The 11,930-nt window shown below is 34.5% G+C and carries 11 protein-coding genes; 7 read left to right on the forward strand and 4 right to left on the reverse strand.

What is annotated here, in order from left to right; translation table 11 throughout:
- Positions 1-21: 21 nt before the first annotated feature.
- Complete coding sequence (locus RHP49_01620; GenBank protein ID WNH12964.1) at positions 22-243, forward strand: hypothetical protein; 222 nt, start codon at positions 22-24, stop codon at positions 241-243.
- Between the two features lie 161 nt (positions 244-404).
- Here RHP49_01620 and RHP49_01625 read toward each other — a convergent pair whose 3' ends face one another.
- Positions 405-2,399: a glycosyl hydrolase 53 family protein gene (locus tag RHP49_01625; protein ID WNH12965.1), complete on the reverse strand. Its 1,995-nt coding sequence runs from the start codon at positions 2,397-2,399 to the stop codon at positions 405-407.
- A gap of 105 nt (positions 2,400-2,504) precedes the next feature.
- Positions 2,505-3,389 carry a hypothetical protein gene (locus RHP49_01630; protein WNH12966.1) on the reverse strand — a complete coding sequence of 295 codons (885 nt, stop codon included), beginning with the start codon at positions 3,387-3,389 and terminating at the stop codon, positions 2,505-2,507.
- 326 nt (positions 3,390-3,715) lie between these two features.
- Here RHP49_01630 and RHP49_01635 point away from each other — a divergent pair, with 326 nt between their 5' ends.
- The 6 genes from RHP49_01635 (at position 3,716) to RHP49_01660 (ending at position 9,836) form a co-directional block, all read left to right on the forward strand.
- A complete protein-coding gene (locus tag RHP49_01635; protein WNH12967.1) occupies positions 3,716-4,072 on the forward strand; it encodes a transposase in 357 nt (118 codons plus the stop codon).
- Positions 4,073-4,130: 58 nt separating this feature from the next.
- Positions 4,131-4,937 carry an IS3 family transposase gene (locus RHP49_01640; GenBank protein ID WNH14363.1) on the forward strand — a complete coding sequence of 269 codons (807 nt, stop codon included), beginning with the start codon at positions 4,131-4,133 and terminating at the stop codon, positions 4,935-4,937.
- Positions 4,938-5,202: 265 nt separating this feature from the next.
- The gene (locus tag RHP49_01645) at positions 5,203-6,396 is read left to right on the forward strand and encodes a PmoA family protein (protein ID WNH12968.1); all 1,194 of its coding nucleotides are present in this window, start codon (positions 5,203-5,205) and stop codon (positions 6,394-6,396) included.
- 43 nt (positions 6,397-6,439) lie between these two features.
- Positions 6,440-7,816, forward strand: a complete 1,377-nt coding sequence (locus tag RHP49_01650) for a Gfo/Idh/MocA family oxidoreductase (protein ID WNH12969.1) — start codon at positions 6,440-6,442, stop codon at positions 7,814-7,816.
- A 179-nt stretch (positions 7,817-7,995) separates the two neighbouring features.
- A complete protein-coding gene (locus RHP49_01655) occupies positions 7,996-9,375 on the forward strand; it encodes a putative oxidoreductase C-terminal domain-containing protein (protein WNH12970.1) in 1,380 nt (459 codons plus the stop codon).
- Positions 9,376-9,611: 236 nt separating this feature from the next.
- Complete coding sequence (locus RHP49_01660) at positions 9,612-9,836, forward strand: PLD nuclease N-terminal domain-containing protein (GenBank protein WNH12971.1); 225 nt, start codon at positions 9,612-9,614, stop codon at positions 9,834-9,836.
- A 190-nt stretch (positions 9,837-10,026) separates the two neighbouring features.
- On the opposite strand, the gene RHP49_01665 is transcribed toward RHP49_01660, so the two are convergent.
- On the reverse strand, positions 10,027-11,064 hold the full coding sequence (locus tag RHP49_01665) for a methyltransferase (GenBank protein ID WNH12972.1): 1,038 nt from the start codon (positions 11,062-11,064) through the stop codon (positions 10,027-10,029).
- Positions 11,065-11,488: 424 nt separating this feature from the next.
- Positions 11,489-11,791, reverse strand: a complete 303-nt coding sequence (locus RHP49_01670; GenBank protein WNH12973.1) for a helix-turn-helix domain-containing protein — start codon at positions 11,789-11,791, stop codon at positions 11,489-11,491.
- Positions 11,792-11,930 lie beyond the last annotated feature (139 nt).

Raw genomic sequence — 11,930 nt, forward strand, 5'->3', positions numbered from 1 at the left:
ACCAAACTGAACGTATTAAAGATGAATTCAAATACTGGTATTATTAATGTAATATTGATTGTACTCATTGGTTTTACCTTTCACCTGAATACAAATGCACAACCTACACGCTATAATTTCAATCCCGATTGGAAATTGTATGTTGGCGATATAAACGGAGCAGAAAAAAACCAAGTTTTGATGATTCCGAGTGGAAAGAAATTACTCTTCCATATGCATGGAATCAGGAGGAAGCCTTTATAAAAGAATATTGTTGATCTGTCAACAGGCATTGTCTGGTACCGGAAGACTGGACTTGCAACAAAAAACTAGACAATTAGTTAAATGACTAAGCTACTCATTTATGGTTATATATGTCTAGTTCAAATTCTATTTAAACGTCAAACGAAACTATAAGTTTTTTATCAATTATAATTTTTGTGAAACTCAGGATATATTTTCATATGCTCATTGGTGGAACCATCTCTATTAAAAAGATTTCCCCAATGTGGAGAGGTTGCTTCCCATATAAATGTCCCTAAACCTAATCCATTCGGCAGATTCTTCACGATGTCGTTGACTTCTTTTTTATGCTCTTTGTATTCTACAATAACGATTGGCTTTTTGTAGCGATTAGCCAATTCAATCATGTTCGATTCCATATTATCTAAATTGCCATGCCATTCAGGATAATAAGATTGACCTATTATATCGAATTTTACATCGCGACTAATAATTTTATCAAAGAACTTAACAGAGTTGCTTAAATCGTGTGCTTTAGCAATATGAACCATTAAATTAATGCTTGGATCAACGGATCGAACAGCAGCACTTGCACAACGTAATAGAACACAAAACGACTCAGCCGATTTTTCGGTTATTTTTCCACTTGGCCACAACATGCCATTATGGATTTCATTACCAATTTGAATCATTTCAGGCCGTACCCCTTCATCAATAAACCTTTGCACTGTTTCCTGAGTGTAACTATAGATTTTTCCTTCTAATGCTGAGCCATGTAAATTAGACCATGCTGCTGGGGTGAATTGTTTTGCAGGATCGGCCCATGTATCACTATAATGAAAGTCCAATAGAAAATTCAAACCTACAGCTTTAATGCGTTTGGCCATTGCTAAAGTACTATCTATACCGCAATAGCCCTCTTTAGAATAACCATTCTCTGCAGTCGGGTCAACAAACAAACGTAATCGAATCCAATTAAACTTGTTGTCTTTTAGAATTCCCATAACATCCTTCTGAATGCCATTGTCTGAATACTTCTTTCCTCTGGCTTTTTCTTGTGGAACAAATGAAATATCAGCACCAATAATTGGCTTTTCAATATTTAATTTTCTATCAAAGGGAGGAGCGACAACTGGCTGAGTTTTTTGCTTTGAATAGTTGCTTCTAATCTCTTTGTAGATTGCAAATATTTCGGTCGAAGCTTTTCCTTCACGATTGAAAAGAGCTCTACCTGGTTCCCATGCCATTGTACCATAACCTAAGCCATTTGGTACCGAACGCACAATGTCGTTAATAACTTTAATGTTATTCTTACCTGCACTATATTCACAAACACTAACTGGCTTATTGTAAGTAGCAGCAAGATCGTAAAGGTTTATTTTTAAATCGTTGTAAGTTCCGTGCCATTTTTCATAATACGACAAACCAACAATGTCGAATTCAGCTCCATATTTATTCATTTTATCAAGAAATTCACGGCAAAGTTTATTTTGACCACCTAAAGCAAGATGTACCATTAATTGTGCTCCTGGCAATATTTCACGAACGGCTTTCTGACCTGCAATGTAGAGGCCCATCAATGACTCCCAATCTTCTTCGGTTGCATTGTCCATCACCTTAGCATCAGGCCAAACCATTCCATGACTTATTTCATTACCAACCTGCACAATGTCAGGAGCTACATTAGCTTTTACAAATTTATTTAAAGCGTCTTTGGTATGTTCATATAATTGGTTTTCGAGTGCTTCTTCTGTTAGTCCTTCCCAAGCCAAAGGTTTGAATTGCTTATCTGGATCGGCCCAAGTATCACTATAGTGAAAATCAAGCGTGAATTTCATCCCAGCAGCTTTTATACGCTTAGCCATGGCGATGGTATGGTCGAGATCACAAAAACCACCTTTTGAATAGCCGTTTTCAGCTTCAGGATTAACAAATATTCGGAGTCGAATATTATCAAAGTTATTTTCTGCCATAATTAAACAGATATCCTTTTTAACATTATTAGAATCATAATATGCAGCTCCTCTTGCTTCCATTTGAGGGATAAAGGAAATGTCGGCTCCAATACTAAAAGGAGAAGGTTTAGTAGCGCAACTGCTATTTAATAAAACAACCAACAAAAAAAATAAAAGGACAAGTACATTTGTTGGCTGAATTAAATACGACTTAGTTTTCATAATATAAGATTAGTAATTAGTTATTTAAAAGTTACAATGTTTACATAAAAGTATTTATGCGAATTTTAACATGAAGTTGCTTAAGTTTAATGATATTTGTTCTTTCTATGGTAGGTTCTTTTTTTGAATGGTCCATATATCTGATTTAGCCAATTGACAAGGAGAACCTGAAAATAACTTTGCTGCTTCCTGATCACCTTTTAACTGCCATAAATACCAAGCTGTTGCAACACGTGCAAATTCTCCGCCATAAGGTTGCATGTAAGTTCCTGCATGTCCGACATCCATATTAGCCACAAAAACTGGTACGTGGTTTATACGTTTATAATCATCCATACCATTTTTGTAAGCAATGTCTTTTTCTCCACCTAACAAATATAAAGTTGGAGTGTGAATTTTATCGAGCTGTGATTTTAATAGGGTCGGCATTCCTGGAATTCCAATTCCTGGAGGAGGTAGTATTCCACTGTTACATACAATCACGGTTTTGATACGAGGATCATCGGCTACAGCCAGTGTTTGCAAACCTCCGCATGACATACCACTTACAGCAATATTGTCGACATCTAACTTTTTGTAGTAAGGACTTCCTTTATCATTATTTTGGGCAATTGCCCAATTAATGGCATCCAACATTTGAGATGGCTGTGATTTCCCTTGTCCTTTTTCGCCTTCCTGCGGCATTGGACCAATTGCAATTACTAAGAAACCATGAGAAGCCACTTCATTTAAAAAATTTAAATGTTCCCATGGTGAATTGGCACATGCTCCATTTCCCCAAGCTATAATTGGCAATCTATTTTCACCTTTAAATACCTTTAAATTTTGAGGTCTGAACAACGTATGTGTTACAAGAGAAGGATCACTTTCCATAATTGCTTTAAATTCACCTGTTCCGCCATCTTCAATTAACCTGAAAGATTTCTCTTGAGAAAGAGCATAATTAATCGATATACATATTATTAAAAAAGTTATAATTGATTTTTTCATAAATACAGTTTAATTAGAATTTGCAGAGTAGAACAAAATTAATGTATTAACAGTTTTTGGATAATCTATATTGGACAGTTTAAAAAATAAAATGGACATGGACTGGACTTGCAACAAAAACAGGACAATTAGTTGAATAACTAAGCTGCTAGTTTAAGGTAATACATCTCTAATTCAATTCCCTTATAGTTTTACTTACTAAAAAGGGATGTCTTCTATTATTATTTTTCCAAGTTTCTATCCATCCAAAGATCAATAACTCCGCTTCTAATCTTAACTTATAATTTTGACCCGTCCTGAAATAAGGCTACATAATTTTAAACATTATGTACAAAAACGACAAAGTAATCAGACGGTATTCAGAACCTTTTAAACTGAAAATTTTAGACGAAATCACAACCGGCAAACTAAACAAAAACCAATTGGGGAAACTCTATTCTATTGCACCAACAACCGTAAATGAATGGATCAGGAAGTACAACCGTAAAGACCTCATGAACACCAGAGTAAAAGTGGAAACAAAAGACGAAATATCTAGAATTAAAGCACTTCAAAAGGAAATTGAACAGCTTAAAAAACTACTCTTAAAAAAGGATCTGGATGCCTTGGTATTGGATTCTTATCTGGAAGTAGCTGCAGAAGATCTGGGCTACAAATCTGTTGCTGAACTAAAAAAAAGCTAAGTATAAAGCCTTAATAAAGGCTAAGCAAAAAGCTAAGGGATTTGCTTCTTTATCTACTATAACCCATTGTTTTGGGCTTAAACGCAATGCATACTATAAGTATAAAAACAGAGCTGATAAGCGTTTAAAACTAGAACAGCCGATTATTGAGATTATAATGAAAAGACGCAAATCCCTGCCTAGAGAAGGCGTGCGTAAACTGGTTAAATCATTAGATGATGAGTTTACCAAAGCTAACCTTAAAGTCGGTAGAGATACACTGTTTAATGTCCTTAGAAAACATCAAATGCTTACACTTAGAAAGAAATATAGTTCCAGAACAACAAACTCACTGCATCGTTTTTATAAGTACAAAAACATTATAAAAGATGTAGAGGTTTCTAAATCTAATCAGGTTTGGGTGTCTGACATTACTTATATAAGAACCGTAAAAGGATTTTGTTACCTAGCTTTAATAACAGATATGTATTCAAGGAAAATTGTGGGGTATGACCTTAGTGATAGTCTGGAACTAAACGGATGCGTGAGAGCTCTTAACAAGGCTATATATCAAGCTAAAAGCTTCAAAGGACTCATACACCATTCTGACAGAGGTATCCAATATTGTAGCAATGTATATACACAAATCCTGAAAAGAAATAAGATAGATATCAGTATGACTGAAGAAAACCATTGTTATGAAAATGCCCTAGCAGAAAGGGTTAACGGGATTCTTAAAGATGAATTTTATCTCGACCAAACCTTTACAAATATAGATCACGCGAAAAGAGCCACAAAAAATGCGATTAATTTATACAACGAAATAAGATTACACTTATCTTTAGATTTTAAAACACCGAATATGGTATATAAATTATCAGCCTAAATTCAATTTTAACCTGTAGCCATATTTCAGGACAAAACATTTTAAATAATCATATAAAACTTTTAATTGTGTCAATTAAAAAACCTTATTAAATATATGTTTTTAGGCTTTCATGCATAAAAAGAGTTATAATACTAAATATAATTTAATATTTTGTTGTTTTATTTGACAGATTATCATACAATCGGTTGCGATATTTGCTTTTTTTGATTATGTTTATTCAAGATTACAATTATGTACAATTCTTCAATATAAAATCGATATTATGAAACAAATATTCTCGTGTTGTCTTTTAGTTGTCTTTTTATTGTCATGTAACAAGAAACAAGAGTACCATTTAGATATTCAATATGCTAATAGTTTGGTTGCAACACCAGTGGCTTTAAATATCCCAGATTTTGCTAATGAATCTTTATTTACTTTATATAATGAAAAGGAGAAAATACCTTATCAAATTGATAGTGCCAACAATAAAATCTGGTTTGTACATCAACCCGCCAGATCTATCAATTACTTTATTGAGAAAAGGCAAGGTAATAGGGTTCCTGATAATATAATGAAGTTAAGAAAAAAGGAAGGTAGTCTCCAGTTACTCTTAGCAGACAATCCTGTTATACAGTATAGATACGAGATGCATTATCCGCCAACGGGCGTAGATTCTATATTTAGAAAATCGGGATATCTACACCCTGTTTTAACCCCCAAGGGCGATACGTTATCGCGAATTAATCCTCCAGATCATAATCACCATTACGGTATTTGGGGGCCATGGACACATACGCAAATTGATACTACTCGTGTTGATTTTTGGAATCTTGTGGAAGCACAAGGAACCGTACTTTTTAAAGAGTTTAAATCAACTACAACTGGATCGGTGTTTAATGGCTTTAATGCGATTCAAGAGCATATAGACTTAAAAACTAAAAAGGCTCCTCAAATAGCTCTAAATGAAAGTTTAGAAGTTCGAGTTTGGGATCTCGGTAGACCAGACCGTTACATGTTTGATTATAGCTCATCTTTTAGTTCACCATTAGAAAATGGTATTCTTTTTGAGGCATATAGATATGGTGGAGGTATAGGGATGCGTTTTAATGAACATTGGAAAAAGGATAATTGTCAAGTATTAACATCTGAAGGAAAAACCCGTTTAGATGCCGATGGGTCTAATGCTCGTTGGGCTATTGTAAGTAGTCAAGACAGCAAGGGTGAAGGCGTTAATGGTATTTTATTTATGAGTTACCCAGAAAATAGAATGCACCCTGAACCAATGCGTGTATGGCCTATAGATGCCAATGAAGGTCGGGGCGATATGTTTTTTGAGTTTTGTCCCATCCGTCATCAAGAATGGAAAATAGACCCAAATCAAACCTACAGTCTTAAATACCGTATGGTGGTGTTTGATGGAAAGTTAACAGCAAAAGAGGCTGAAGCTTATTGGCAGGCATTCGCCAAACCCTAAGTAAAAAAAGCATTTAATAACAATATTCAAAAATCAACAACAAATGAATAGAAGAAAATTTATTAATCAAACAGCATTAGGAACCGTTGCCATGGTAGGGTTCCCTTCCATAGTGCCGGCACATGTTTTAGGGAAAAATGCTCCTAGTAACAAAATCAATATCGGGCAAATTGGTTGTGGCCGTATTGCACGTTCACATGATATATATGATACAATTCGTTTTGATGAGGCAAGATTCGTAGCTGTTTGTGATGTAGATTCTAAACGGGTGTTAGATGCTAAGAATTTAGTTGATGGTTTTTACAAGAAAAAGACAGGGAAAGATAATTATATGGATACCAGAGTGTATGAGGATTATCGAGAAATGCTATTAAATAAGGATATTGATGCTGTTGTAATAAGCACACCAGACCATTGGCATTCTCAACCTGCTATGGAAGCGGCTTTGGCTGGAAAAGATATTTATTTACAAAAACCAACGTCTTTAACTGTAAAGGAAGGACAACAGCTGCGTGATGTTGTAAAAAAGACCGGCTCTATTTTACAAGTAGGTACACAACAGCGAGCCATGCCCCAGTTTCGCTATGCTGCAGAATTAGTGCGAAATGGGCGCATAGGAAATCTACATACGGTTAAGATTGGTCTTCCGGGTGACCCTGCAGGTCCAGAAGCGCCTGAAATGCCTATTCCATCAAACTTAAATTTTGATATGTGGCTAGGATCTACACCAAACGTGCCATATACAGAAATAGGAGTTCATCCTCAAGACGGGTATAACAGACCAGGCTGGTTACGTCAAAGAAATTACGGAGCAGGTATGATTACTGGCTGGGGACAACATCATTATGATTCTGCTGCCTGGGGAATGAATACAGAGCTTTCTGGACCGATTTCGGTTGAGGCTTTGGCTGAGTTTCCAAAGTCAGGATTGTGGAACGTTCACGGAGATTTCTTTGTGAAGCATGAATATGATAATGGTATAGAAGTATATACCAGTGGAGGTTACACCAATGGGATTAAATATATTGGAGAAGATGGATGGATTTTTGTGTCCCGAGGGGCATATACAGCTTCAGCGACCGACCCTGTTGATAAGGAAAAAAGTGCTACAGCTTTGAATGCTTCCAATCCAAAAATATTAGAATCTGTAATTGGAGAGAGCGAAATACATCTAGAGAAAATAGACGATCAACATGGTAATTGGTTAGACTGTATAAAAACCAGAAAACAGCCCATTTCTTCAATAGAAAAAGGACATAAAGCTTGTGCTATTTGTTTGATAAGTGATATTGCAATGCAGCTTGACAGAAAATTACAGTGGGATCCCGAAAATGAAGTATTTATTAATGATAATGATGCAAATACCATGTTACGCAGAGAGCAGCGAAAACCTTATGGTACCGATTATGTGAAACTATAAATTGACAAAAAGTGTTGAAAAGAAGAGATTGAAAAGAACCATAAGCCATCATTCTAAATTTATTTCAGAATCGAGTATTATTGACCATGTAGTTGTTATGAAAACCTGAAATAAATTCAGGTTGACGAAAATCTTGCTTTTTAAATAGCTTTGATATTATTCTATTATAAACAATAAAGATGAAATACCAAGTATTAATAGTGTTGTTGTATTTAAGTATGTCCTGTACCAAAAAGAAGCCGTTAGAAAAAGTGGTTCAAGAGAACGTTCACAAAAAGGTTAAGTTAATGACACTGGATCCCGGACATTTTCATGCAGCGTTAGTTCAAAAAACCATGTACGCCCAAGTAGATCCAAAAATTTATGTTTTTGCACCAGAAGGGGCTGAAGTGCAGTATTTTTTAAATAAGATAGAAGCTTATAATTCTAGCGAAGTGGCGCCTACAAAATGGACTGTAGAAACATCTTTAAGCGATAATTACTTAAAAAAAATGCTGGATGAAAAGCCTGGGAATGTCATGGTAGTAGCAGGGAAAAACTCTAAAAAAATAGATTATATCCTAGCCGCGGTAAAAGCAGGATTAAATGTATATGCCGATAAACCTTTGGTGATAAATCCTGAAGGGTTTAATAAACTTAAAGAAGCGTTTAAGATTGCTAAGGAAAAAGGGGTGTTAATTTATGATATTATGACTGAACGCTTTGAGTCTACTACTGTACTCCAAAAGCTGTTTTCAAAAGAGTTTTCGGTTTTTGGTTCGTTAGTAGAAGGCACAGTTGCAGATCCAGCTATTAGCAAAGAAAGCATACATCATTTTTTTAAATATGTTTCTAGTAAACCCTTGGTGCGCCCTGCTTGGTTTTTCGATGTTAATGAAGAAGGTGAGGGTATCGTAGATGTCACTACACATTTGGTGGATTTAGTGCAATGGGAAGCGTTCTCAAATCAAATTATCGATACTTCTAATATAGAAATGTTACATGCTAAACGGTGGGCTACCGTTTTAAGTAAAGAAGCGTTTCAAAAGGTTACAGGACAGGAAGGTTTTCCTGATTACCTTAAAAAAGACGTTAAAGATGGAAAATTACATGTGTACTGTAATGGCGAAATGATTTATAAAATTAACGGTAAGCACGCAAAAGTTTCTGTGATTTGGAACTATCAGGCGCCAGAAGGCACGGGAGACACACATTACAGTATAATGAGAGGAACAAAAAGCAACCTTATTATTAAACAAGGAAAGGAAGAAAATTTTAAACCAACCCTATATATAGAAACCAAAAATGGGGAAGATTTTGAAACTGTTCTAAATGACGCTTTAAAAAACAAAATCGCAAAAGAATTTCCGGGAATAACCGCTGAAAAGATTTCCAATACCCAATGGAGAATTAAAATACCCGATTCATTTAAAATAGGTCATGAAGCACATTTTGCACAGGTTACTGAAAATTACCTAAAATATTTAGAATCAGGCAAGCTTCCGGAATGGGAAGTACCTAATATGATAGCCAAATATTACACAAATATTGAGGCCTATAAAATGGCAGCCCAAAACTGACCCGTCCTGAAATAAGGCTACATAACTTTAAACATTATGTATAGAAATGACAAAGTAATCAGACGGTATTCAGAACCTTTTAAACTGAAAATTCTAGATGAAATCACAACCGAAAAACTAAATTATCATTCAAAGGCGGAATGAAAATCACAGCAGGCTTTTTAGCTTGTTTGCAGAATCGAATATAAAAATGGAACTTAATGCGAAATTAGAATCGCTGATTAAAAGCAAAAAACATGGATAGCAAAATTACGGAAGACTTCTCTTTAGGGCTTTTTATTTGGCAAGCTTTACTTCTTGTTTCAATTGGACTTTGGATTTATTGCTTAATTGACGTTTTAAAAAATAAGTTCGAGAAAAATGATAAGATTATTTGGGTTTTAGTAGTCATACTTCTTCCGATTTTAGGTTCAATCTTGTATTTATTTATCGGAAAGAGCAAAAAATTAAAATTAAACTGACAAAAGCTCTAAAAACCAACACCTGCTATAATGCATTGCTTCAGGTTTAAGTAGGTAAGCTTGTACTAACAGTTAATTTTAGATTACGTAAATGTATATTTGGTTCATTTTGAAATAATTTATTTTAAATGTTTGCTAATACTGAATAAAAGGCGTTTTAATACTCTTTATTTAGTATTAGCAAAATATTTTACTTGATAGCAATAACAGCACTTGATGGACCAGTTAACGGTATGACACCAGTTTCATTAAACCCTGCTTCTTTTGCCCATTGATCAAAGTTAGAGGCTGTAAAATCAAAACCTTGATCTGTTTCGATAGCCATGTTTAGTGACATCAATAATCCGAAAACATTCTTGTTTCTTTCATCATCAATAATATTTTCGATAACAATAAGTGCTCCTCCTTCAGGTAAGGCATCATAAGCTTTTTTTATTAACATTACTTTGTCTTCAGAACCCCAGTCATGAAGAATATTCCCCATTGTAATGACGTCTGCCTTTGGTAAATCATCAACAAAAAAATCTCCTGAAACAATCTCTATTCTATCACTTAATCCTAAAGCATCCACATTTTCCTTTGCAATTGGACCAACTGGGGGAAGGTCAAAAGAAATACATTTCATGTGGCTGTTATTTTTTGCAATATGTATCGAAAGATTAGCACCTGAGCCCCCAACATCACAAAGGGTATTATATTTCGAAAAATCAAAATCATGAGCTAGTTTCATAAAGTTCCCAGATTGAACACCTCCCATCCCATGTATAAACTCCCTTAGCCTATCTTCATTTGCGTAAATAGCTTCAAATAGGGGTTTACCTGCATTTTTAGTCTCATTCTGTGGTTTGCCAGTTTTTAGACACTCTTCTAAGTCATTCCAGAAAGGATACAACCTATTGTTTGACATTTCTAAAATTCCTCCTATGTAACTTAGTTTATTTTTATCTAAAAACAGATCTGAATCGTCTGAATTACTATATAAGGCATTCTCTTTTAATCCAGAACGCTGCAAAAATCCTAATGCCACTAAAGCGTCAAGAAAGTCAAATAGCGATCTTTCATTTAACCCTAATTTATTTTGAATGTCTTCTCCTGATAATGCTCCATTGGCAAGATGAGTAAACAGCTCCATGTTGACAGCTGAGAGTAGCGTTTTTGAGGCAAAAAACCCCATTCCAATTTGCATTATTTTAGAAGGATTAATTTGATTTGTGTTAGTGGTGTCCATGATACGCGGTTCTTTTTGGTTAATATGTTATATAATTTACTGTTAACAGTTTTGACAAGGATTACTGTGGAAAGAAAATCGACAGATTTTCGAAAACGTAACAAGCTGATGCTTTTTGTTTCTTTGGTTCCTCAAAGCCAATCAACAAGATTTGGCAACCTAGTAAATATAGAAAAAAAATTGTGCTTTATATCAAGTCGCATTATTTTTAGCATCCATGAAAAAGCTAAAAACCTAGTATCTTTAAAAGTTAATCAAAACAATTAAGATATGACATTTAAACAAACCACCCAACCAAAGTTATACATTGGCATTTACATGCACTAACGAAATCTCAAGTCCTTAAAACTTCAAGAAATTACACTTAAATTTAAAACCTTATTAATAAAAGTTAGCTTAAGCTATACAAATACTTTATCTACAATTAAGAAATAACAGAATTTCTATGCTCTACTCCCCAATCGACCATTGCATCTAAAACATTAATAATTTTTTCGCCTGTTGCCGTTAAAGTATATTCAATTAACACAGGAGTCGTATCAAATACTGTACGCTTTACAACACCGTTTAACTCCAAATCCTTCAACTCCTTAGACAACATCCTAGGGGTTATTTTATCTATGTTCTCTTGAATATCTTTATATCTCCTCTTTCCATAAAGTAGAGAAGCAATAATGGGTAATTTCCATTTACCACTTACTACGTTTAAGGTATCGTTAATTGCCAATACATATTGTCGTGGACATTTCTTAAGTTCTGCTATATCATCATTCATAATACCTAACTATACTTTTGTATAGTAATACTTTTTTACTACTTACTATATTTTGTATATCAAAGATAATATATTTGCAGTATTATTAACA

It is taken from the genome of Flavobacteriaceae bacterium HL-DH10 (assembly GCA_031826515.1).
Classification (GTDB): Bacteria; Bacteroidota; Bacteroidia; order Flavobacteriales; family Flavobacteriaceae; genus Thalassobellus; species Thalassobellus suaedae.